General features: G+C 41.4%; 20 protein-coding genes. 3 read left to right on the top strand and 17 right to left on the bottom strand.

Annotation, left to right across the window (positions count from 1 at the left end; translation table 11 throughout):
- Positions 1-177: 177 nt before the first annotated feature.
- The 9 genes from ACUXV2_RS08705 to ACUXV2_RS08665 all read right to left on the bottom strand — a co-directional run bounded on the left by ACUXV2_RS08705 (position 178) and on the right by ACUXV2_RS08665 (position 9,551).
- The gene (locus tag ACUXV2_RS08705; RefSeq protein WP_446246615.1) at positions 178-1,071 is read right to left on the bottom strand and encodes an alpha/beta hydrolase; all 894 of its coding nucleotides are present in this window, start codon (positions 1,069-1,071) and stop codon (positions 178-180) included.
- A gap of 869 nt (positions 1,072-1,940) precedes the next feature.
- Positions 1,941-2,564, bottom strand: coding sequence for a class D sortase (locus ACUXV2_RS08700; protein WP_446246614.1), 624 nt, complete (start codon positions 2,562-2,564; stop codon positions 1,941-1,943).
- 6 nt (positions 2,565-2,570) lie between these two features.
- Positions 2,571-3,743 carry a processed acidic surface protein gene (locus ACUXV2_RS08695; protein ID WP_446246613.1) on the bottom strand — a complete coding sequence of 391 codons (1,173 nt, stop codon included), beginning with the start codon at positions 3,741-3,743 and terminating at the stop codon, positions 2,571-2,573.
- A gap of 523 nt (positions 3,744-4,266) precedes the next feature.
- Positions 4,267-4,803 carry a DinB family protein gene (locus ACUXV2_RS08690; protein ID WP_446246612.1) on the bottom strand — a complete coding sequence of 179 codons (537 nt, stop codon included), beginning with the start codon at positions 4,801-4,803 and terminating at the stop codon, positions 4,267-4,269.
- Between the two features lie 75 nt (positions 4,804-4,878).
- Positions 4,879-5,631 carry an NUDIX hydrolase gene (locus tag ACUXV2_RS08685; RefSeq protein WP_446246611.1) on the bottom strand — a complete coding sequence of 251 codons (753 nt, stop codon included), beginning with the start codon at positions 5,629-5,631 and terminating at the stop codon, positions 4,879-4,881.
- Between the two features lie 98 nt (positions 5,632-5,729).
- A complete protein-coding gene (locus tag ACUXV2_RS08680; RefSeq protein WP_446246610.1) occupies positions 5,730-6,560 on the bottom strand; it encodes a GNAT family N-acetyltransferase in 831 nt (276 codons plus the stop codon).
- Between the two features lie 136 nt (positions 6,561-6,696).
- Positions 6,697-7,692: an aminoglycoside phosphotransferase family protein gene (locus ACUXV2_RS08675; protein ID WP_446246609.1), complete on the bottom strand. Its 996-nt coding sequence runs from the start codon at positions 7,690-7,692 to the stop codon at positions 6,697-6,699.
- A 294-nt stretch (positions 7,693-7,986) separates the two neighbouring features.
- The gene (locus ACUXV2_RS08670) at positions 7,987-8,901 is read right to left on the bottom strand and encodes a GNAT family N-acetyltransferase (protein ID WP_446246608.1); all 915 of its coding nucleotides are present in this window, start codon (positions 8,899-8,901) and stop codon (positions 7,987-7,989) included.
- Positions 8,902-8,945: 44 nt separating this feature from the next.
- Positions 8,946-9,551: a YdcF family protein gene (locus ACUXV2_RS08665; protein ID WP_446246607.1), complete on the bottom strand. Its 606-nt coding sequence runs from the start codon at positions 9,549-9,551 to the stop codon at positions 8,946-8,948.
- Between the two features lie 982 nt (positions 9,552-10,533).
- Between ACUXV2_RS08665 and ACUXV2_RS08660 the strand changes: the two genes are divergently transcribed.
- A complete protein-coding gene (locus ACUXV2_RS08660) occupies positions 10,534-10,716 on the top strand; it encodes a hypothetical protein (protein ID WP_446246606.1) in 183 nt (60 codons plus the stop codon).
- Between the two features lie 765 nt (positions 10,717-11,481).
- Here the strand turns inward: ACUXV2_RS08660 and ACUXV2_RS08655 are convergent.
- The gene (locus ACUXV2_RS08655; RefSeq protein WP_446246605.1) at positions 11,482-11,886 is read right to left on the bottom strand and encodes a hypothetical protein; all 405 of its coding nucleotides are present in this window, start codon (positions 11,884-11,886) and stop codon (positions 11,482-11,484) included.
- A gap of 152 nt (positions 11,887-12,038) precedes the next feature.
- A complete protein-coding gene (locus ACUXV2_RS08650) occupies positions 12,039-13,040 on the bottom strand; it encodes a S66 family peptidase (protein ID WP_446247029.1) in 1,002 nt (333 codons plus the stop codon).
- 118 nt (positions 13,041-13,158) lie between these two features.
- Here ACUXV2_RS08650 and ACUXV2_RS08645 point away from each other — a divergent pair, with 118 nt between their 5' ends.
- Positions 13,159-13,305 carry a hypothetical protein gene (locus ACUXV2_RS08645; protein ID WP_446246604.1) on the top strand — a complete coding sequence of 49 codons (147 nt, stop codon included), beginning with the start codon at positions 13,159-13,161 and terminating at the stop codon, positions 13,303-13,305.
- A gap of 558 nt (positions 13,306-13,863) precedes the next feature.
- On the opposite strand, the gene ACUXV2_RS08640 is transcribed toward ACUXV2_RS08645, so the two are convergent.
- From ACUXV2_RS08640 to ACUXV2_RS08625, 4 genes are all read right to left on the bottom strand, one after another.
- Positions 13,864-14,292, bottom strand: a complete 429-nt coding sequence (locus ACUXV2_RS08640) for a hypothetical protein (RefSeq protein WP_446246603.1) — start codon at positions 14,290-14,292, stop codon at positions 13,864-13,866.
- A 48-nt stretch (positions 14,293-14,340) separates the two neighbouring features.
- Positions 14,341-14,691 (bottom strand): VOC family protein, encoded by a 351-nt coding sequence (locus ACUXV2_RS08635; RefSeq protein ID WP_446246602.1) that lies wholly within the window; start codon positions 14,689-14,691, stop codon positions 14,341-14,343.
- A 197-nt stretch (positions 14,692-14,888) separates the two neighbouring features.
- Positions 14,889-16,304, bottom strand: coding sequence for a DUF4179 domain-containing protein (locus ACUXV2_RS08630; RefSeq protein ID WP_446246601.1), 1,416 nt, complete (start codon positions 16,302-16,304; stop codon positions 14,889-14,891).
- Positions 16,297-16,836 carry a sigma-70 family RNA polymerase sigma factor gene (locus tag ACUXV2_RS08625; protein WP_446246600.1) on the bottom strand — a complete coding sequence of 180 codons (540 nt, stop codon included), beginning with the start codon at positions 16,834-16,836 and terminating at the stop codon, positions 16,297-16,299. Before ACUXV2_RS08625 ends, ACUXV2_RS08630 begins: the two co-directional genes overlap by 8 nt.
- 818 nt (positions 16,837-17,654) lie before the next feature.
- Between ACUXV2_RS08625 and ACUXV2_RS08620 the strand changes: the two genes are divergently transcribed.
- Positions 17,655-20,687, top strand: a complete 3,033-nt coding sequence (locus ACUXV2_RS08620; protein ID WP_446246599.1) for an efflux RND transporter permease subunit — start codon at positions 17,655-17,657, stop codon at positions 20,685-20,687.
- Positions 20,688-20,978: 291 nt separating this feature from the next.
- On the opposite strand, the gene ACUXV2_RS08615 is transcribed toward ACUXV2_RS08620, so the two are convergent.
- A complete protein-coding gene (locus ACUXV2_RS08615; protein ID WP_446246598.1) occupies positions 20,979-21,497 on the bottom strand; it encodes a GNAT family N-acetyltransferase in 519 nt (172 codons plus the stop codon).
- A 624-nt stretch (positions 21,498-22,121) separates the two neighbouring features.
- Positions 22,122-23,690 carry a SagB family peptide dehydrogenase gene (locus tag ACUXV2_RS08610; RefSeq protein ID WP_446246597.1) on the bottom strand — a complete coding sequence of 523 codons (1,569 nt, stop codon included), beginning with the start codon at positions 23,688-23,690 and terminating at the stop codon, positions 22,122-22,124.
- Positions 23,691-23,692 lie beyond the last annotated feature (2 nt).

Raw genomic sequence — 23,692 nt, 5'->3', positions numbered from 1 at the left:
CCATCTCCTTCTGATCCATGTCCAGATCATTCAAATATCATTAAACCATCGATTGGCTTGATTACCTTTTTCTACTGCCACCAAGTCTGTAACCTCAGAGCTTATTTTATACCCTCGTTCCCCGCCTCAAAAACTTGAATGTGCTTTTCAAACACATCATACAAGAGAGGAGATGCTTCAATTTCCATCGCCATCGGATCTGGCCACTTCTTTGATCTTCGCTGCAATCAATCTCCAAGCCTCTTCCGCTCTATCTTCTGGACCTAGATGGGTAAACGCATGAGAACAGTCTCTGAATAGCACATCTTGAATGCTTATCCCTGCTGCTTTTAGTTTCTCTGCATAGAACTCGGCTTCCGGTCTGAATGCGTCGTACTCCGCTATAAGAATAAGTGCGGAAGCCAAACGGTCACTCACCTCAGCACGAACAGGGGAAGCATGAGGATGCTCCGCTTGTTCTTTTTGCGGTACGTAACACATGTTTAAAAAATGGGCGACTTGAGGATAGCGGGCACGCCACTTATCCGGTTCCGGTTTATCCCCATGCGGGGTGACAAAATCGAGCATCGGGCAGGACAGCACCTGAAGCAGCGGCTGGTCTTCCCCTTTCTCTTCAAGGTAGAGACAGAGCGCTGCTGCGAGATTCCCACCTGAACTTTGTCCGCCGACCATGATTTTCTCAGCATCAATGTTCAACTCATCGGCTCTTCCCTTCATCCATTGAAGAATGTCATAGCACTGTTCAATAGGTTTTGGAAAAGGGAACTCCGGTGCTTTCACATAATCGACATTCACCACCACACATCCTGCCTCATTGGCCAGGAAGCGGCAATAAGGATCATCCATCTCCTTCTCATTCATGATGAACGCTCCTCCATGAAAGTTGATGTAGACAGGAAGCTTTTCATGATTTGCTTTTAATGGATAATAGATGGAGATGGGAGTGGGTTCAACAGATGTTTCCACTAATATATCTTTTTTCACTTTTACGTCCTGCAAGGGAATCATAGGTGTTTTCTTTGCTTGATTGGGGAGGAGACGTAGCAATTTTGCAATGATGAGAGTGAACATAAGGGTAACCTCACTTTTTTACCATTTTAGCCAGGAATGAGACACTTCTATACTCCGAATCTCATTGCTTCATTATTGCAACGGAGCAGTATTTCGTCAGTCTCTATTCATTCCATATTTGTTTCCCAGTTAATAGTTGCGATTGTTGAAACATGTTTTGAGGTCGCGTGTAGTTTGATATCAAAGTTGTGGGATTTACTATCTATTCCACAAAAGTAGGCATATCCCTGCTTTGGAGTTACGCACTGTTGATGAACACAGGACCGACTTTTGAATAGAAACGTTGACTCAGCAGGGCTGCCGGGTTTATTTGAAGGTATGTGTCAGTTTTGTAAAAGTTGGAGATGGGAGTGGAACAGTCCGGGCAGTGAAGCTTTTTTGAAGATGTGTTTCATCTTTGTAGAAGGCAGAGATTAGAGTGGACCGTCCTTATTCAACTCCAATGTACCTGTCCAGATGGCCTGAAGATTTTTCGACAAATTGATTGATAAACGGGGAAACTGGAATGTATTTTTAAAATGTTGCACGTAATTGTGGAAAGTGGTTTGTATTTTCTAAAAGTGGAACGTAAATGTAAAAAGTTGCATGTATTTTCAATCACGGATTGAATATGGCCGAAAGTGGATCTGTTTGGCAGTCACTTCAGGGGCTTCCATAGGGGTTTGCCTTATTTTTAGAAGAGAAATTGTACAAAAAAGAACGGAATCCATCCATTCCGGAGCGATTCGGGATCTCCTCCCTTCTGCACGAAAGGACCAAGGGGACAGGTGCCTCGGCAAAAAAGCCACTCTATCTGTACCGGCGGCTCACATTATCAAAAAAAAACGAGTAGTGGACCACCTAACAGGTATCCACTACTCGTTTACACTTCATTCTTTTTTTGACGAAATCAGATCCGCTACAAGGATATAACGCTCTGGTGATGCCCCGATAAAATTGAACGGGTAGCATGTGGAAACAGTCAGGGTCGCCCTTGGCTTAGGTACGATGACCGTCCTGTCATTCTTGTCAACGATGCGTACTTTTTTGACTTTGTACGTAAATTCCCCCGCAGATGTTTGAACAACAAGCAGGTCGCCTACCCCCACCTCACCCATCTGACGAAAGACAGTATCACGATGACCAGACAGAACTGTATTATCTTCCTCACCAGGCAGGACACTGCCGGCGAAATGTCCCACTCCTTTATCCAGTTCATCTTCATGTGTCCCGTGAAAGATCGGCAGCTTTGCCTCCAGCTTCGGAATGATGAGTTCACCAATATTTTCTCCCTTTTCAGGACGTTCGGAGTAAAGGGGAACCTTCTCTTGTTCCTTCTCTTTCAACTCAGGCTTTCTTGTATAGTCTTCAGCATTTACTTGTCCTGTTTTAAAGAGCAGATATCCTTTTAAAAAGGTATAGGCATTCGTCCCGGCAAACCATGCACCAAATACAATGAGACTAACAGACAATATAAGGGGTACGAGACGCTTGCTGCGTTTGACCTTTCTCATTTGAGGTTAAATCCCTTTGACTCTAAAACGCCTGAATAAGAAAGCACCCACTAAAACAAATGCCAGGCCAACGAATGTATTGCCAACATAATCAGAAGCTGTCTTCGGAAGTTTTCCGCCTTTGACGGTTTTGACAAGTGGTTTCGATCCACTTGGTGCTGCAGCCGTCACAATTTCCTCTGCCTGTTTCATGTCCTTCCCTGTCTCCTGAATGAGCTCAGAGCCAAACATGTCTGCCGTCAGCAGCAGATCAGCCAGGAAATCCCCTTGCTTGTTGTATAATTCCATCAAGAGATTATATCCATTTGTCGTGTCCATCGTCATCAGAGTTTCAAATGATACGGCTTGTTTTTCATCATCTTTTACAAGGTAATACGAAGTTTCCAACTCAAAGAGTTGAAGCAAGTCATGAAAGATATCCAAAAGCTCTGCAATTTGTCCTGCTGTAAGTTCTTCAGCGGTTTCAAATTCTTCAAAGGCCATCATTCTTTCGCTCAGCTCGATTAATTGATCCAGGAAAGCAGAATCCTCAAAGGCAAGAGTTTCAAAATGAGCAAACAGTCTCTCAAGTTCCTCATCCGTCAGGCCGATTTCTGTGAAAAGACCATATACTTCATCGAAATCCGCTCCACCGTTCATATAGATATCAACAGCGAGCTCAAGATCTTCAATATACTCATAGTTTTCAATGGAATCGTCATTCTCTTTTAAAAATTGCTCCAGGGCTTCCTTTGAGTCAAAACCATAATCACTTAATAGCTGCTTAAGGTTTTCTTCATCAATCGGAGTACCTTCCCAGCCGTTCAAATAAAAATCGACATACTCATGAAGTTCTTCCGAAAAGATGATCCATGTGCCTTCCAACACATCTTGTCCCTCTTCTATATCTCCATATTCAACTAGAAGTTCATTCAACTCATCACGAGTCAGGTCAAATTCTTGTAGAACCAGTTGAACAGATTCCTTCGAAAGTGGTGTGCCGAGATCTTCCACAGACTCATAATCTTCCAAATACCATTCTTTACTTTCAAGATAATCGATATAATCCTGCTTATCCCACCCAATATTCATTAAAAACTCTTCAAACTCTGGTTCATTAGGCTCAATCGCGTACGTCATTCCCGGTACAATTCCCAAGACCATAACCAATACCAAAACTAGCGAAAGTAAACGCTTCATCACTTATCCTCCAAAGGGTCTATGTATTTCATATCTAGAATAGTATAATCTCAGAGGGTGAATTTGGATATAGGTATTTTTTTCTATAAAATTACAAAAGAGCTTCCTAAAAATAGGCAGCTCTTTGACTAATTCGTTTTGTTGTTTAGATTACTAGAATTTATGCAATTTAGTTTATGAATGAATCGGTTTCAATCAGGCTGCCAAAGAGAGGTTGGCGACTAAAGATTATGGACAAGAACAGGCGATACACTTACGGGTATAAAAAGCGGTGAATATACGTTTTTGATAAAATATCTGTATTTTTGATAATAAGTGGGTTGGTTTTGATAATATATCCTGATTTTTGATAATAAGCAGGCCGTTTTTGATAATAAAGTGAAGTCCTGTACCGGTTATACCCCCGATGACAACCTTAACTCTTGTCAACGGGAAACATAAAGAGGTGTTTCCGGCCCAGTAAACATCAAAATCAGCCAAACTTTACGAAGATCCCCGCATTACCTACCACTGAACACACAAATCATCCCCGCTCCTTCGGCCACGAACCCTGCTGTTTGCGGATGAACACAATTTGCCCTATATGATAAGCGTTGTGCAAAATTTGACGGGCCATTCCCCCAACACGTTCCTCATCCAGCTGACTGTCATCAACTTGTGCCAGAGATCTTCGCACATCCTCACAGATCAGACGTGTTTCAGCCAGGACTACTTCCCATTTTTCAGTATCCGCCGGGTCCCCGCTATCTCCAAATGTATCCTCTGCCAAAATCGCCTCCCATTTAGGGTTTTCGGGCTCTCCGATATCTCCAAATGCAGCTTTGCCGCCAGATGCCTTTTTACCATGTGTTGGGTCATTGAGTTGGCTGACAAGAATGGCGTTGTAATAATTCAGATGGTTCACCGTTTGCCAGATTGTATTCCCACCCCCTGGGGGCTGCCAGCTTGCATGTGTGGAGTTCAACCCCTCAAGAGCGGATTCCAAAGGTAAAAACCAAGTTTCGGTATCCCAGCAAAAATCAAATTCCATGCGAAAAATATCCATCAGTCCGATGCTCATTTGCCTTCTCCCCCTCACCTCAAATTGAAGATTGAACCGTTCAGCTGGAACCGTCTGATCCTCCCCTGAACAAAGTTACACCGTTTCGATTGCTTTTTTCAAAACTGCACCAAGGAAATCCACTCTCGGCCGGTCATCATGTTCAAGGAAGTCAGATACTGATTCTGGTTCTGCTGACAAGAGTTGAATCGATGAAAATACTGGCGTCATCTCTTTTTCTCTTAAACTGCTTTCAAATTTTTCGTAGTGAGCTTGAAATTCAGACGAATCAATCTTTAGTTTAATCAGATAAACAAGGGCTATATTCCCCCAATGTACGATATACAGGGGGTCGATGTTCCATACAAGGGTACGGTCATGTAGATCAATTCCAACTTCTTCGCTTGTTTCACGAATGAGGCAGCCCATGATATCGACTCTATTCCCTTTTACATCGCTGGCGTCTATGCCGCCGGCAATGAACTGCACACGCCCAGGATTTGCAGTGCGGCTATTCATCTGTCCAAGAACAAAATGGTTATCATTTGTTAAGATAAGCGCGTTCGCCACAATCACACGACAATTGAACTCTTCCGGCAGATCGAAATGTTTGTCGTATATAAAATGAGCAAAATCCGTTCTTTGCAGGGTAACGCGTAATTCATTCTTAGTCTCAGTCAGTTCTTTTATGGAAAATACCTCTCCCCTATGAAATGGTTTGCCATTTTCAATAAGAGAATCCCAGTATGAATTGATGGATTCCTTAAGAAAATGCGGTAAAGGCATACCATCCTCTGAGACAGTTATGTCAACCTCTGTCGGCATTGTATGGAGTGTCACCATATTCATATCCCCCCCCTTAAGTTCGTTAAAGGTCCACGGGGACAGGTACCTTGGCTCATTCGAATCATCGGACCGATGTATCTGTCCCCGTGGTTCTTTATAACCTATTCAAAAGTAATACTATACCAACTATAATTAAATGTATTTTTAAACCCTATACTTTCTGCAACAGAAACAGAAGATTCATTGATTTCCATGCAATCCCAATAAGGAGTAATATGATTATCTATACAGTCTTGTACAAAAGAATGAGCCGCTTTTTGAGCAAGCTTCTTCCCTTGATGATGCTCTAACGTCTCAATGTCTATACCATGTACATTCCCAGCTACTACACCTGAAAAACAAACGCTTACAATTTCGTTTTCATAGAAAACCATATACCCGTGACCATAGTGTAAGAACCTTTCAAATGAAGTCCAGAATTCCAATAGTTTAGAATGCAAAAATCCGATGTTTTCATATGTTAAATGACCTTTGTTTTCCAAGATGTTTTTTGTGATTTTTCTAACCTCATATCCTTGTTCGATAACTGGTTCATTTTGTTTTCGATAATCATCTTTCTGTAATTCATACACCCTTTGATTGTAACCATTCACATTTTCGCCGAATACTTTTTTGATCGTTTTATTCCATTTTGAATGGTTCCCTATCGCTTCAAATGCTGTCATATCAACTTTTAGGGCATCTGTTTTAATGATCGTATTAAAAAAATGGTTTAGTTCTAAATTAAATTCCTCATTATCTTCGTTACCAATAAAAATAAAACCATTATTACTCCCCAACCAAATAAAACCAGATGAAGGCGCAATCGGATCATTTACAAATATGCGACCGTGATTTTCACCTTCAATGACAGCTTTTGATTCTAAGAGTCCTTCTTCATTTATTAATGCTTTACATTTATAATATTCAGACTTATTAAGCTCTGAAATCATCCGTGGTCATCCCCTCTCCCAAAACCTAGTAAATATTCTTTATTAAGCGAATCTGCCATTAAGAGGAAGAAAAGCAGCTAAAGATCCTCTTTTGGATTTTCAACTGTTGCCCCCGTTAGTTGAAGAAGGAAAAATACTAAATTTTGAATGGTACACCTTTAGAAAATAAGTATTCTTCAGCTTCATTGATTCTCTTTCCGCTATGTCTTACAAAAAGTTCGTAACGTCTATTTAACCACTCAAACGACCTGTCACGAATATGTGAGTCATCTGCACCTTGTATTAAGGGAACTATCTTAGTGAATGAGTCAAAACTTAATAAAGCTTCAAAGCAATCCAAATGTTCAATTCTCTTGTTTGTTATGTTCTGATAAGCATTTAACATAGGTTCTTTGAAGCTAGTCCCGAACCACGAATATCCCAAAACAAGGGTATTTGCAATATCATAACGAGGGTCTCCTATATAAGCTTTTTCCCAATCCAAAATATACAACGTATTTTCATTAGTTATTATTGTATTCCAAAAATGATAATCTCCGTGATTTAAAACTTTAGTAAATGAAACAGACTTGAACATATCGTAAATATTATGAAGGCAATTTATGTATACAGGGTCTTCAAACTTCTCAACTCTTTTTTTTAAACTTTCAATATAAAAATTGATATAATCATCTTGTCGTAAATCGTTATCCGTAAAACAGTCACGAACCGTATCAGTGCAAATTGAGTGAACTTGTGCAAGCGTAACACCAAATCTTCTAAATGTTGACTGCATATCCTCTGGATTTGCTAAGTAATATTTATCCAAAGTAGTTCCCTTAACTAGTTCCATCAACATTATTCTCTTTTCTTTATCTTCAAAATAAACAGTCGGAATATTAATGTTCGAATTTACAGCCTTACTCTTTAGAATATTTAATTCTTTATTAAATCTCTCATTTTCACTAAATTCTTTTAAGACAACTTCATTGGAAAATATATCTCCACCTTGAGAGTAAGTAAGATGGAACATTGTGATGTCGTTACTAAATCCATCTTTATTTGTTTGTAAGTTATTTATCTCAATTACAGTCTCTTTTCTTTTTGTTTTCTTTATCAGTTGTTCTGCAGTTATATAAATTTCTTCGTTCAATATCGCTGCCCCCAGCTTTTGCTATTCATTTGTGAACCCATATTTTTTCATAGATCTTCTGCAATCTGAAACAAAACCCTTCTTCACTAAACTGCTCTTTTCTGGAATAAGACAGTGGGCTGCTATGTTCAGTAATCCTTCTCTCCTTTTAACCTTTTCACTTCTTTTTCTAAATAATCTAAGCGTCTATGAATCCGATATATTATTGGAAGATATGCAACAGCAGCAATGATTAACCAACCCATTTTTCTATCCCCTTTTAGCGTTGTTTTATTATAGAATTGTTCAATCAAATCACACTACATACATATCCGTTATAGATTTATTCCGAATGAATCCAAGGTCTTCATAAAGCTTAATCGCTGTATTATCTTTGAGTACAGCCAAACGGGTAGCCGGGTACTCTTTACTGGATATGTTGATAGAATGGGTTAACAGAAATCGGCCAAGTCCTTTGTGTTGATGTTCAGGGTTAACGGCCAAACTCATGATTAGCGGATAGTCTTCGAACTCCATGTGCAGGCAGACACCAACAATGTTGTTCGTGCTATTATCTACAATCACTCTTGAACACTCATCCATGATGGTATTGGTTTTATGGTTTTCTATGAACTCCTTCACATGTTGAATGTAATCCTCTTTGGCTGCGATTTGTTTGTAGACTGGATTTGCTTTATAGGATTTCATAATTAAACAGGCTATATCATTTATATCTTCGCTTATTACAGCTTTTGATTTATAACCTTCAGGAAGGATTGCCATCATCGATTGTGTAGGACGGATCATCCAATAATTCACTTCCTGAACCTGGCATTCTTGTTGTTCATAATTTGGAACGTGTTCTTCTACAATTTCTCTGATGATGATTTTTTCTTCAGACTTCGATATCTTTTTCAAATGGTTTAAAAGCCTATGGACTAACCCTTCATAATCGTCATAAGGGGGAACAACAAATAAATCTGACATAAAATTAGGTTTCAGGAATACACCGCCAATGACGTTTTCATCCTTCATGATGAAATAACCGCAGTCAAATATGGATGCGATTTCTATTAAAGTTGCAGAGGACCTTCTAAAATAGTAGTCTGCATATTTTTGTCCATAATAAATTGAATAGAATCTTATGTATTCTTTGGGTTCTTGATAAACTAATCTTAATCCATCTCCTAAATCAATACGCTCTATTAAAGATTGACCTTGTTCACTCATGGTTCTCCCTCTCCTTCAACCAAACTTCCATTTAATCTCTCAAACTAAATCACTATTTCCTCATCATTTAAAGCACCCTGCTTCACATACTTTATAACTTTTGCAGACTCACTCTTCACTCTCTTAATGCCTGTTTCATTCAAGAACCAATTATCTTCTCTTGTATGAGTGTCTTCAGCTGGACACAAAGTGAATGAAATCCAATCAGGCATATACGTTTTCAGTGTCAGGTTTAGTCTTTTCATATGATATGAAGTTGTGACGACTAACAGCCTTTTAATCGTGTGTAAGTGGAACTCCCTATCCAGTACAAGCATGGAGGAGAGTACATTTTCAAGCGTATGTAAGGACATTTCTTCTGTTAATATATCTCTTTCCGGAACTCCTAATGAAATGGCTTCTCTTTTTAATTCCTGAGCCTCTGTAAGCTCACTTCCTTGCCATCTGACACCTCCAGAAAATAAAATCTTCCCCGCCCTTCCTTGTTTATATAGCTCCACTGCTTTAGGCAGTCGGTATTGAATAGCCTTGCTGCTGCCAACTACAAAGATACAATCCCCATTTTCGTTATCATCTTCAATAGTTGAGAATAGGAGATTTGTCATTTGATTATATGTCAGATTTTCAGAATCCAATTTAGAAATATACACTCGTCACCTCTAATTTTTCCTTAATAATGCTTCACAGAACCATTTTGGATTTTGTTTATATACATTTTAACATAAATTCCCTATTCCTAATGGACAGGTCTCAATTCGGGGACGGTTCTTACTCTGCTTTTTGAAGAGAAGCAATAGACACAGCCGCTCAGTGAAGTTTTTTGAGGACGTGATTCACTTTGTACAGGTTGAAGATTAGAGTGGAATGTCCTTATTCTAATCCAATGCACCTGTCACGATGACTCGAAGATTTTTAGACAAGTTGGTTGATAAACGGGAAAAGTGGTTTGTATTTTTAAAATATGGCACTTAAATGTGAAAAGCGGATCGTATTTTTCCAAAGTGGCACGTAAATGCGGAAAGTGGGGTGTATTTTCAATTTTTCATGAAATGGGATCACTAGGGACGCATCTTCTCTCACTTTTTAAGGTGGATCCACCCATACGTTGAAGCTTTAATCGAGATAAGGTACTTTTTTTGTAAAAGTAGAACGGGAACCGTCCCTACTCTACATATAAATTGCCCCGAAGAATATTCGGTCCCTGCCTCACAGCAAACCATTTTACAGGAGTATCTCATTCAGACCCTCTTATTTGCTTCCACTTTCAAAAATTAACTAGTTCATTTTTCTAAAGACCTGCATTACTTGACTTAAGTCAATGAGAGTCTTCCTCAGACCCATTACAATCATAATGAAACCAAGTTAGAGGAGGTTTATCATATTGGAGATACGGATCAAAACATGGAGCAGAAAGCAGCATCTTTTCTCTTGCCGCATGACATGGGCTGCGTGTTTTGCTTAAGGTTATGAGTGGAGATAAGACCGTGCAAATGAACTATTTTATGATGATGAACAGAAAAACACAATTCTTTTAAAAAAAGAAAGGAACATAATCATCAGGCTTATTCGTATACTGAATCAACGAAGATACAAGCTTGATTATGTGAATCTTTAAACCAGGAGGAGATACGTTTGGACCTATTTTTCTTTATTACAGCGATTGTCGGTTTGACTTTTATATTTTTGTATTTCGTCATCCATTATGATCTAAAAAAGAAGAAATTAGAGCTGGAACAAAATAAGCTAGAGCTGGAAAAGATAAAGTTGCAACTCAACAGGGAACGTCAAGAACAAGAGGAAGTAGAAGAGCAATAGAGAGATAACGATTTTAACGGTTCTTACCCCGAATTTTCACGGTGAAGTCAGCCGGGCTGGGGTTCTTTTTTTGAAGATGGGCTCATCTTTTTCAAAAGAAAAAGTAGAGTGGGAACCGTCCCCGCTCTACCCTAATGAATACAATATGCATTACAAGATTATTCATCTCTTTCGTCTTTCCTGTCCTGTAAAATCAAGTTTATTAAATTTATCGCTGCCGGGGCGAATTCAACTCCCTTTTTCTACATAATCTTATATTTCTAGAAAGCTGTATGTCCTTAAAAATGACAATGTCAATCTTTCTCTCTTGCAAGTAGGGAGCGACAGCTATACCTGGGGCTAAGGGGGGGTATCATGACCGGAAGAACCACCTCTGATTTACTTTTTTAAAAAGTATAATATACTTTCACACCACAACTTTTTAGTTGTTTCTTTATCGACTCACTTAGTACTATTCAAAAAATTAAATTTGGATTATGCTTCTTCATCTAAACAGCCTCCTACATTCCATATTCACTTATTCTTTCCTAACCGTGAATGCCTTTTATCAGAAGCACTTAAAATAAACAGGAACGCAACAGCCCATATAATCCCTTGAATAATAAAACTCATCCATATCCCGAACGAAACGAAAAAAAATATGACCGGACTCAATATGATTATAGATAAGCCGATTAAGAATGCCACTTTCTCAGGTAATTCATTTATTTTATCCAACATTATTTCACCATTCCTTCTAATAAAAGAATTAGAACAAATCTTGTATTAAATCACCGCATCACTCAACACATAAACATAATACCAAATCCCCGATAAAATAATGAAAGTCAGCAATAGGAGCATGCCGGCCATCTTATAGTAATGCTTAATCCAGAATCCAAAAGTGAATACGACATAAAACACACTTAGATTCATTACTAAATGGAGGAAGGAACTTTTGGGATCGGATGTCCACTTCAATGGTGAGTAAAGTGGTTTTACTAATAGTTCATACGTAAAGGCCGTACTTTTTATTCCTGTTTCGACACCGTATGTACTTATTTTCAGGATTAGATTTCCCAGCAGGATGAGGATGAAAAGAGTGAGGATCCATAAAATCATATTCGTGGTTTGCAAGAATGATTTTTTTATAGGGCTCATTTTCGCCATTATCGTTTTTCTTATAAACACTTCGTTCAGCCCCTTTACAGCCACTCTGGCCTGGTCCCAGTAAGCTTCACCATACCGCGCACCAGACCCCGCAACAATCAGTTTATGATAGCTTTTAGCCTAAAACTATTAGTTGATCTTCAGCTATTCCCCCCTGCAAATAATCTTCATTCTTACACTATCCAATTCTCCATACAATGAACTTTTTTAGCACTTGCATCCAACTTCACCATTTTACCTATTGCTAATGGGTGCATCGGATGAGTATGACAAGTATCAAAATCAGCTAGTACAGGTATGTTCACACCATCTAACTGTTCTAAGAGTATGTCTAACGGCTTCCTTCCTGTTCCTGAATCCTCATATCCCTCATGTTTCCCTAGAATAATTCCTGAAGCTTTATTAAAGATGCCGTGCATTTTCAACATGGCAAAATTCTTCTCCACTATTGAAGCATTCTTTGCACAATCTTCAATGAGCAGAATATCTCCTTCCTTGATAGTGGGAAAATATTCAGTTCCGATGAATCCATACATGGCATTCACATTTCCACCTATCAATCGACCTTCTGCAACACCATTCACTCCCGTTATCCATTCATTTTTATACAGTGTCTTTTCTGTCGTTTTCTCCAGCCAATTTACAGGTTCGTCAGACCAGTAGAAAGGCATTGGTATTTCATAAGGGAGTGATACTTCTTTTGTAAAATAATGTTCAAAGTAACGATATGTATCATGTACCAGCGGTTCAAATTCACCAAAGGACGGGATTAAAGCGGGACCATAATAGGTTGATATATTGGTTTTAGCATATAGTGCAAGAACAATGGCTGTCGCATCTGAATACCCAACGACGAGCTTTGGGTTTTGCTCGAATGCATCATAATCGATGTAAGGCAGCATACTGTTGGAATTCGTTCCACCAATCGTGGACATGATCATTTTTATTTCCGGGTTTCTAAGTAATTCATTAAATTCCGATGCACGCTCTTTAGGGGTACCTGAACGATAAAAATCTGATTTTCCCGTTAAACTTCCTTCTACAATGGTAAACCCTTTTTCTTCAAAGAAAGATTTGGCTCGCTCAAAACGGGGCCGGGCTGTAACCGTTGCAGGTGAAGAAGGAGTAAAAATCCCAATCTTATCTCCCTTTTTCAATAATTGTGGCATATTGATCTATTCCTTCCTTCTAATGGCTTCCATTTATTTATAACGAATATTCCGAAATATGTCATTAAAATCATGTTAATGTTCACCATATAAATGGAACATATTATTGATAGGGGGTGATAGGATGGCTGACAAAAAGGAAACATTCAAAAACATAGAAGAACATAGTACATCAGATAATAGACAACATAATGATCGACACAACGAGAATGCAAGGGCAGCAGCATCTCTTGAACAAGAAACCCCGAGGATTGGTACAGATAATCTGTAGGAATCGATTATGGATTTGTTGTTCTTAGTACGTCATACAATAATTCAACGATTAGGGCTTTTTTCTATTTGAGGTCTGCCCCCCAGTTTGCTAAGGTATCACCGCACTGGGGGACTGGACCCATCAATTCTGAATCAAGATTTTTCGACAAGTTGGTTGATAAATGAGAAAAGTGGAACGTATTTTTGAAAAGTCGCACGTAAATCTGAAAAGTGGAATGTATTTTTGAAATGTTGCACGTAAATCTGGAAAGTGGAATGTATTTTTATAAGTGGATTGAAAAAGGTACTAAATGGATTGAATCGTTTGATTGGCAGCTATAAAAACCGCCTCTGCGGCTCTCATTTCCCTTTAGGCCCGGCTTACATTACGATTTATGCTGACTTTTCAGGATTTAAGCTGAATTATTTGGATTTATGCTGAAAAAATGAGTTTATGCTGAATTTTACAAAAGTAACCAATCCACACCAACCAACGAGGGATGATTCCAAAGCAAGATAACCGTCACCAATACTCTAAAATAAGAAAAGTAGAGTCGGTAACCATCCCCGCTCTACTTCATTCACAATCTCCGTGTTCAAAATGTCTCCCTTCACTGGGGAGAATACCTTCCGGCGGTGTCCATACGCTTTGGCAGATATTCTCTTCATCTACTACTGAATACGTATACGTCCATCCTTTTTCGTTTGCAAACTGGACATTCAGGTGATAAGGATTGTACTGCCTCCCTGTTTGAGGGCTGACCTCCCACTCTTGACCAGGGTACTTTACCTCAAGAAATTGATTGAGTTGTTCAGTCTTCCTGGCTACTTGATAATCAATCCAATAGGGCCGAAGAGCAAAGAATAACAGGATTAGGACAGTGGTTGAGGATGCAGCAATGATACTCACTCTCCTAATCTTTTTTGGCAAAAGAAAGGCGGTAACAAAAAGAATAAGGATTAAAGCAGCAGACATTAAAATCTCTATTACAGTTATTGGATGCAATGATATCCCCCTAAACTTTTCTGTGCTGTATCCCCGTTAGTAAACCAACTAACACTGACAAATCATCAAATGGTTCCCGTCCAAATCTTTAAAATTAAACCAGTTCCCTTCAATGTTTGTGGTGATCTCTACACGTTTACTTTTCATATATTCATAAGCTTCTTCGATATCATGTGTGTTCAAATGAAAAGGCGGGGCTTTATAAATGGTTTCCTTTGAATATATTTTGCTGTCCAATACGATATCCGTTCCGTTCATCGGCAGTATGTATAGATGACCGAATAAAATCTCTCCATCTGCCGGTAAGCCCAATATGTCACAATACCAGTCGCGTGCCCTTTCAACGTCACTCACAGGAATGAAGGCAGCTCCGATTTGATTTACGATTGGTTTTGACATCAACATCTCCCCCTTTTTTAATTGAATCACAACTCAACTTACTACCAATTATTTCAAAATCCGGCCGCTAACTCAAGATGAACTTTCACAAGATCCAGGTTAAGTCACTTCATAAAAAAGACGATGACTCCCATAAGTCATCGCCCCACTACTACACATCATACGACCTCCAATCAGCTCCACTCACCAACCTATCGCTATTCTTCCTCCACCGGAAACTCAACCGTAAATGGTTTCAACTCCTCCGAAGAAACAAATGATGAAAATTCAAACTGCAAGATTGTATCTTCCAGGCTAAACCCCTCTATTTTTTCTTCTCCATTCAAATCGAATGTAGATTGGTAATGTACAGTAGCTTGATCGATCACCTTTACCTTATTTAAGGTAATTCCATGATTTTTAGGAGGAAACGGATTGTCTGGATCAATTTCTGATACATAATCTTTATCGACCAGCCAGAAAGCGTATTCCAGGTTATGATCGATCAATTCCTGTTTATGTTCACTTATGTTCTTCGGAAGCCCTGTAAGTTGATAATCAATTACTAATTGATCGCCTTTTTGTACAACATCATTTACCTGAAGACCTAAACCAAGGCGTTCGCTTTTTAACGTAAATGTCCTTTTATCCAGCAGCTGCTCTTCTCTTGGAGCTGTTACATTTATCTGCGGATAAAAAGTCAGGGAAGTGATGCCGGCCTTCAGCTTGGTCATCTCTGTCCGAACGGCACTTTGATAACCACCTTCTTGTTCCGACTCCTCGAGTATCGTTCGATTTCCAAACCTATATACATTCCCTTTCTCATCCACCGCTTTTGAAATCCTTATGTCATCACCCTTATATTTCTGCGTGGTTTCATAAACAAGGGAAGACGATTCTTTTGCAGTAAGAATCTCTTTAATTCGGATGCTGCCCCCCTTGTCCGGGTACTCATGCCCTTGTTCAATCGCAACGCTGCTATTCTGATCCTGCTTAACCGGTATATCAAAATTCCATTCTCCCTTGATCCCGTTTATGTTATGAATCGTTACGGGAAGAGTGAAATTTTCCTTGAATGATTCATGAGGATAGTCCATTTTCCATTGAAAGTTATACCCATTATCCACTTTCCTTACATCCCTTGACTGGCCGTTCAGCCAGGGATCATTGTCTCCATTATTACCTTCAAAGTTCACATCAAAACTGACTTCGCCTTCTTCGTTCCGTCCATTATCAACCCCGTCGTCTACAAATCCGGTGATGGACACGACGCTTCCATCAAAGTAAGCGCTTGTCAATTTGACCGTCACGCCATTTTTCGTAACGGCTTGGTTCAGCTCGGTCACGGCGTTCTGACTGGCGAGATCCACACCCATTTGATCGTTGAATTCTTGAAAAATTCCGCCGATCAACGGAGCATTTGCCAATACATGATTCATGGCAGGACTTACAAATCCGGAGGCAATGGTGATTCCGAGGACAGCGGCTGTAGACAAAGCACCGGCAAGAATTTTCTTTTTCTTTCCATGCCCTCTACTCTCACCTCTGTTGATCCCTTTGGAAATGGCACTCAATACTTTTTCTTTCGGCACCGGTATTTTCTCAGCTGCACATTTAAGTTCCTTGTTATCCATGAGACCTTTCCTCCTCTTTTTCATACACCTTTTTTAACTCCGCTTTCCCTCTGCTTAAGTACGTTTTTACCGTGTTCTCCGGGATTTCCATCACAGTGCTGATCGTCTTGATCGAATAATCATGATAGTAGAATAGAATTATGGCGGTACGGTGATTCACTTTCAGCTGTCCAATGGCATGTAACAGCTGTGAAGACTCTTCATAGTCTGGCGTTGATTCATCCGGCACGTTGGAAAAATAGTCATCGTTCATCGGAACCACCTTGCCTCGTTTTCTGATTACATCCACCGAGCACCGAATCACAATCCTCGTCAGCCAGGTCAAGAAATACTCCGGATGTTTCAACGAATGGATCGATTTATAAGCCTGATAGGCTGCTTCCTGGACGACATCCAATGCATCTTCTTCGTTGTGTACATACAGATAAGCAGTCCTGTAGATTTGTTCATAATGCTGCTGAACTAATCTTTCAAAAGCATTTTTATTTCCTTTGATTGCTTTTTTAACTAAACGTTCGGTTTCTTTCTGCAACTGTTTTGCCCCCCTTTTACACATTAGTGGAATCTATTCTTAGGAAAAGTTTCAAATTTATGTATTTTTATTAAAAAGCATATCATGTAAGCCGGTTTCCAGGTTCAAAAAATGCAGTTTCAGAGTCAGTGCTAACCTTCAGGGAACCACCCCCGACTCTCCCCTGTTCCGGTCTCCCTATGATTTTTCGACAAGTTGGTTGATAAATAGAAAAAGTGGAATGTATTTTTAAAATGCTGCACGTAAATGTGGAAAGTGGAATGTATTTTTTGAATGCTGCACGTAAATCTGGAAAGTGGAATGTATTTTTTGAATGCTGCACGTAAATCTGGAAAGTGGAATGTATTTTTAAAATGTTGCACGTAAAGGCTGAAAGTGTTTAATCGTAGATGGATTATGATAACTGGAATCAGTACTTCTGATGCTCTTTACGGTGATTCCAGCCAAACAGTGAAGCTTTTTGATGATGGGGTCCATATTTTTCTTTTAAAAAGAGAACCGCCCCCTCCTCTACTATTTTTGTAAAATCTAACAATTATATATTCCCACTCCTAACCATTAGGTCTATAATACTACATTGTAAAAGGAATATTTTAACAGAGGGAATGGCCGGATTTTTACAAAATTTACACGTTTTTAAGAATACCAGGCCCTGCTGCTCAGTAAAATGAACTTTGTGGCAATCCATAAGTAAAGGAGGATGAACTACGCCTCAGGACCTAGGTGAATATTGGCCTTGCGGAGGCTGTGAATCAGTCAGTAATCCGTTATCTTTAGAAAGAAGGAAAAATAATCCAACAGTATTAGGGGGGAAACACATGCAAGCTTTAATAAATTGGGGTTTTCGCAATAAGGCAGCCATGGGCCTTTTGATTGTCATCACATTGATTATCGGTATCATCAGTTATTTCCGTCTGCCTATGGAATTCTTGCCTGAAGCGGACAATCCGCAAGTTACGGTCGTCACCCTGGCGCAGGGTTATGACGCCGGTTCCATGACAACGAATATCACAGAACCCGTGGAGCAGGCGGTCGCATCCATTTCTGGAAAAACATCGATCCTGTCCACGACTGGGGAAGGATATTCACAGGTTACACTCAACTTTGATTCGAAAACCGACATGAAGGAAGCCAAAAATAAAGTCGAGGATGCCATCAAGGGAATCCGCCTTCCTGAAGGAGTCGGAGAACCGCAGATCTCGCAGCTGAATACATCTATGATCCCGATCGGTCAGGTGTCGGTGACATTTGATGACGGATTGACGAAGCAGAACCTTGATCTTGCCAACGATGAGTTCAAGCCGTTGTTTGAGAAGCAATCCGGCCTGTCGCAAGTCACATTCGCCGGAGTAAACAGCCCGCGTATTCAAATTAACCTTGACCACGACAAGCTGGAAGAGTTACATATCCCGGTCAACGCGGTGATGGGCGTGCTCCAAGGGCAGGATGTTTCCGCCTCTGCCGGCACCACCACGATCGATGGTCAAAAGAGTACCATTAACGTCACGGACAATCTGACATCCGTGGACGCCCTGAAGATCCTGCCCGTTCCGATGCAGGTGCCGAATGCTCCTGCTGTCAAACTGAAAGACATCGCAACCGTTGAAAAGGTGAAGGCTGAAGACACCATCACACGGGTAAACGGAAAAGAAGCCATCGCCGTCGTCTTGTTCAAAGAAAGTGACGCCAGTGCTGTTACTGCAGGGGAACAAGTGAAAGACACAGTCGATAAAATCAACAGCGACTTTGAAGGGGTCGAAGCAACCACACTGTTCACGACGGGGGAAATGGTAGAGAACTCGGTAAACAGCATGGTGCGTGAAGTAGCGCTGGGTGCATTGTTCGCGACGCTTGTCATTCTTTTCTTCCTAAGAAAATTCAAGCCGACGCTCGTGACAGCCGTCTCAATTCCATTATCACTCTGCATCACGCTTTTCTTACTCTGGTTATCCGGAGTCACATTGAACATCCTTACGCTCGGCGGAGTGGCAGTGGCGGTCGGCCGTCTGGTCGATGACAGCATCGTCGTCGTCGAAAATATTTTCCGGCGCAGCCAGAATGAGAAGATCACGAAACAGAATGTGGTTCAAACCACCATGGAGGTTTCCCGTGCCATCACGTCGTCCACTCTTATTACCGTGGCTGTATTCCTGCCGATGGGACTTGTCAATGGCTCGTTAAAAGCGTTCCTGCTTCCATTCGGATTGACGGTTACGTATTCGCTGCTTGCTTCCCTGCTTGTAGCCTTGACCGTCGTACCATTGTTAAGCAGAGGTATGTTAAAAAATACAACCTTGCCGGCCCATCGCACACCTCACCGCTATGTGAACGTGCTGCGCTGGTCATTAAATCATAAATTCGTTCCCATCCTATTGGCCATTCTTGTGTTCGGGGGATCGATTGCCCTCTACATCACACTGCCGAAAGCTGCAACAAATGCAAATGACGCTTCCTTTGTCGCCGTCACGATGGAATTCCCGAGTGATACGCCGGTAGACACCATGAATCAGCGTATGACAGATTTTGAGGACAAAATGTCTACGTTTGAAGGGTACGACCATCTGATTACCCAGTACGGCTCAAGTGAAGTAAATGCCCAATACGGAGCCATAAGTGATTCAGACACCGTGTTCTATACCGTCATTATGAAGGAAGATGGGGATGCTGAAGCCTTCATCGAGAAGGTGAATGAAACGAAAAAAGAGGAGAAGGATGTGACCATCACCGCGTCACCATCGTCCATTTTCGGTGGATCATCCAACTCCAGTATTACCTATGACGTCGTCGGGAATGACACTGACGAACTTCTGACTACTTCCAAAACAATTATGGAAAAAATCAGCGATGTGGACGGAGTGAAGAAGGTTTCAAGCAATCAGGAGAAAACGTCACCTGTCTTCACAGTGAACGTCAACACGGAGAAAGCGAATGCCCAGCAAACGGCCATGCAGATCCGCTCCTTGTTGAATCCGCAGCCGATCGGGTCCATCCACCTGGATGATGCACCAACTCCTGTGTTCCTGGACGCCGGCGTCAATCCGGATACCTTGTCCGATTTGAAGGATTTGACGATCGCAACAAGTTCAGGCATCCAGCCGCTTACTGAGGTGGCTTCCATCACGGAAGAAGAGAAACCAAGCACCGTCCTGCATAAAGATGGTGACTTATATGTCCGGATCACGGCAGAGGTGGAACCGGAAGAACTATCAGTCATTTCGAAAAATATCGCTGCCGAGATCAAGGATATCGACCTTCCGAAAGGCGTCTCCCTGGATACCGGCGGAGCAGCCGCCCAGCAGGCCGATGACTTCAAGGACCTTGGGATGACCATGCTTGCTTCCATCCTGATTGTATACCTGATCATGGTCCTGACCTTTAAGACCTTGAGAGCGCCGCTGGCCATCTTAATTACGCTGCCGCTCGCCTCGATCGGAGCCGTCCTCGGATTGCTCATCGCCCGGGTACCTGCAGACGCCACCGCTCTCATCGGAGCGCTGATGCTGATCGGTATCGTTGTCACGAACGCAATCGTCCTGATCGACCGCGTCAAACAGAACGAAGAAACGATGATCATCCGCGACGCGATTCTAGAAGCATGCGGAACCCGGCTCCGCCCTGTCGTCATGACCGCGGTTGCCACCATCTGCGCCATGCTTCCCCTTCTATTCGGTCATACGGAAGATGGAAGTCTTGTATCGAAATCTCTTGCAGTGGTCGTCATCGGCGGTCTTGCCGGAGCAACCGTGCTGACGCTCGTCGTAGTTCCTGTTTTTTACGAATTGCTTTACTTCAGAAAATCAAAGCGCCAACGGGCTCAGCAATTGGAGGGTGAAGAAAAAATAGCTCAGTAGGAATATAGATAAGGATTCAGGCCGCCGAAGGTTTTTCGGCTGCCTGATCTACTACTATTATAGAAACGTTTTAACTCTGGAGCATATTCATAAGTTAAGGATCTGTAGGGTTTTCAAGTCTTAGTCAATAATGACTCCATTCAATTATTTCAAGAAAGTGTGTCATATTTACTCCCCTATTAAATATAAAAATGATCAGCCGCAGCTGACCATAAACTGTTTATTAAAGAATTAAGTAATTGTATTGTTTCAACTCTAAAAAACTTGCAATATCCAATTTCACATTGGGTACTACTGTTTTTCAACTTTAATATTCAATTCATAATACGGCTCTTCCTGATTGGTATCATCAAACCATTTCATGCCCTTGTACTCAAACCCAACTTTTTCTAAAGTTCTCAAAGAACCAGCATTTTTTGAATCAGCTGATGCGTAAATCAACTTTACAGCAGGATTTTTAGTGGCGAAATCAACACATGCTGATGTAGCTTCTGTTGCGTATCCCTTCCCCCATGCAGCTTTAGAAAAATGGTAAAGCAATTCTACCGATTCAATCGTAGTTCTTACATTAAATCCAGCAGCACCAATCACCCTGCTTGACTCCTTTTCTATAACCGCATACATAGAAAGACCTTTTTCCTGATGGCAAGCTTCATATGCAGCCAACACTTTCTGTAAGTGTTCGTGAGGAATAGCTCCGAGACAATGTTCCATCACTTCCTGATCTCCCCAAAATGCCTTTGCATCCTCTACGTCCGTTTCTTTAAAAACCCTTAATATCAACCTTTCCGTTTCTGCAATCACTTCCATACTACACCCTGCTTTCGTTAGTGTGATTCTCTCCATTAACCATTCACTCATGTAATTCTATAAAATAAAATCAAACTCCTTCTTAACAGTACGAGTAGCTTATGTTAAATGCTTAAGTTCTCTAATATAGAAATTGTCGTTGCACATTATTTGTCTACTCAGTAATAAAGAGTTGTTCAATTCCATTGGCCAATAATTAATCAAGTATGAGGAATGCTTAATCCTTGCCCCATTACAACGCCGGGGAGAAATCGGCGGCGGTTCTTACCCTACTTTTTACGGTGAACCCAGAGTGCCTGTCCTTGTTGATCAAAATATTTTTCGACAAGTTGCTTGATAAACAGGAAAAGTGGAATGTATTTTTGGTATGTAGCACGTATATGTGGAAAGTGGATTGTATTTTTCTAAAGTGGAATGTAAATGTGGAAAGTGGCACGTAAATCTTCAAAGTGGAATGTATTTTTTATTGTGGAGAAATTTGAGTAACCGAGGACGGTATTTATGCTTCTTTTCACTGGGGTCCAGCCATGAAGAGTGAAGGTTTTTGAAGATGTGGTTCATTTATTCTTTAAAAGCGAGAAAAGTAGAGTAGGAACCGTCCCCACACCACTCTCCCGCTCTACCCTAACTTAACAAACTCCCCCTCATCCAAGCCCGCTCCCGAAAAGGTCCGATCGGTATTTGAATCAGTGTGGTTTGGCTCTCTGAATCCAGTTTGTAAATTCCATCAGTCAATTTCGTATCAAACCCAAGCAGCGGGTGCCCGCCTAACCCTGAGGCGGCCGAAGCCAAAAGCAGGCGCTGTACAAGTATGCCAGCTTCCATTTGCATGATCCTGTAGCCTCTGTAGCCCAGGGTGTCTTTATAGTGATTTTTGTTCGCTACGATATGCAGGCAAAGCGGTACCTGAAGCAGATTTACGTTATCAAGTGACAGTCCTGATTGCAGTTGGAGACGATAATCCCCTGTACCGATCTGCCGCAATGAATGGCGGTTACTGTGATAAGCGAAAGCGCCGTTTGGTATGCCTTCTACATTATATAAACACCCGTAAATCGTAACACGGTGTTCTTCATTGTAAGTAATATCATCTATGTCACTTCGAAAAGAGTGAGCTGCACGTTTCAATAAAGCCGCCAGCTGATGCTGGCCGACCTTCCCCATGACAAAATCCATTTCTGGGGAATGACGGTTTTTGCATGCTTCAGCAAAATCATACGCCAGTGACTCAACCTCAGGCAGATTGATTTCTTTTTCACTTCCACTAACCCTCGGCGGTCTCCCGAGCTTGCGAAAATCCCATGTACAATCTAGTTTAGAAGCTTCATTCACCTCTAGTAACCTTGGAAACTCTCTGACCTTTTCAGAGCGTTCGCAGTGTTCTGCACAAATGGCTGGCAGCTCCCGGCACAATTCTTCAGAGCTGACTCGTTCCATCCCCATCCCGGTTCCAGCCCAATTCGTTGCAGCAGCCGAAAGCGGTATGACGCTATAGACGCTTTCCTCTTCATCATTCAGTCCAAGCAGTTGGTTGATCGCTGAATCCATAAACTGAACATATACCCCCGACTCGAACCCGAACCGTTTGGCCGTTTCCAGCAGCTGGCCCACCAGGACGCCGGCATCCAGTCCCTGCAGCCGGTAGGAAAAGTTATTGTATTTGAAATAGTTTTTCCAAAAACGTGTGGAAACAAAGGCTGTGCTGAAGCAGGAAGAGATGTCGCAGCGATTGCCGAGTGCCCGTTCTACGTACGAATCGAAATTCCCTTCCCTGAGTAAGTCAAGGCGGTGATTGGCAGCATCATAATGGTAGATTCCATCGGGCACATCATCCAACTTCAGATAGATATAAAGTTCATTCGGATACAGTGCCCCTCCGGATGGAGCAAACCGCCGATACGAGTGGATGGGGTAAGACTCCTGCTCCCCGGAATCATTCACATCCACCGACTGACTTACCCCTGTGATGCCATAGACATACCAGAGAAAATGACCAATCCTTTCTGCATCAGGTTTTAACGGCGGCCGGCTCCCGGTGAGTGACAGCGGTACTTCTGCAGAAAGTGGCACCCCCTGCAGTCCCCGATACAGTTTATAGGGAAGGGGGGCATCCTCCCAGTCCACTTCCCAGTTTGGCTGATTGGCCCGATTGATATCAAACTGCAGATTGTGCAGGAACTCTTCCAGATTCATCC

The organism is Rossellomorea sp. NS-SX7 (genome assembly GCF_052828565.1).
This window is presented reverse-complemented; position numbering and strand designations above follow the sequence as displayed.

Bases quoted from the DNA above. Each gene is read 5' to 3' on its own strand.
- ACUXV2_RS08705 (WP_446246615.1), bottom strand. From the start codon at position 1,071: ATGTTCACTCTCATCATTGCAAAATTGCTACGTCTCCTCCCCAATCAA.
- ACUXV2_RS08700 (WP_446246614.1), bottom strand. From the start codon at position 2,564: ATGAGAAAGGTCAAACGCAGCAAGCGTCTCGTACCCCTTATATTGTCT.
- ACUXV2_RS08695 (WP_446246613.1), bottom strand. From the start codon at position 3,743: ATGAAGCGTTTACTTTCGCTAGTTTTGGTATTGGTTATGGTCTTGGGA.
- ACUXV2_RS08690 (WP_446246612.1), bottom strand. From the start codon at position 4,803: ATGAGCATCGGACTGATGGATATTTTTCGCATGGAATTTGATTTTTGC.
- ACUXV2_RS08685 (WP_446246611.1), bottom strand. From the start codon at position 5,631: ATGAATATGGTGACACTCCATACAATGCCGACAGAGGTTGACATAACT.
- ACUXV2_RS08680 (WP_446246610.1), bottom strand. From the start codon at position 6,560: ATGATTTCAGAGCTTAATAAGTCTGAATATTATAAATGTAAAGCATTA.
- ACUXV2_RS08670 (WP_446246608.1), bottom strand. From the start codon at position 8,901: ATGAGTGAACAAGGTCAATCTTTAATAGAGCGTATTGATTTAGGAGAT.
- ACUXV2_RS08645 (WP_446246604.1), top strand. From the start codon at position 13,159: ATGGCTGACAAAAAGGAAACATTCAAAAACATAGAAGAACATAGTACA.
- ACUXV2_RS08635 (WP_446246602.1), bottom strand. From the start codon at position 14,691: ATGTCAAAACCAATCGTAAATCAAATCGGAGCTGCCTTCATTCCTGTG.
- ACUXV2_RS08630 (WP_446246601.1), bottom strand. From the start codon at position 16,304: ATGGATAACAAGGAACTTAAATGTGCAGCTGAGAAAATACCGGTGCCG.
- ACUXV2_RS08620 (WP_446246599.1), top strand. From the start codon at position 17,655: ATGCAAGCTTTAATAAATTGGGGTTTTCGCAATAAGGCAGCCATGGGC.
- ACUXV2_RS08615 (WP_446246598.1), bottom strand. From the start codon at position 21,497: ATGGAAGTGATTGCAGAAACGGAAAGGTTGATATTAAGGGTTTTTAAA.
- ACUXV2_RS08610 (WP_446246597.1), bottom strand. From the start codon at position 23,690: ATGAATCTGGAAGAGTTCCTGCACAATCTGCAGTTTGATATCAATCGG.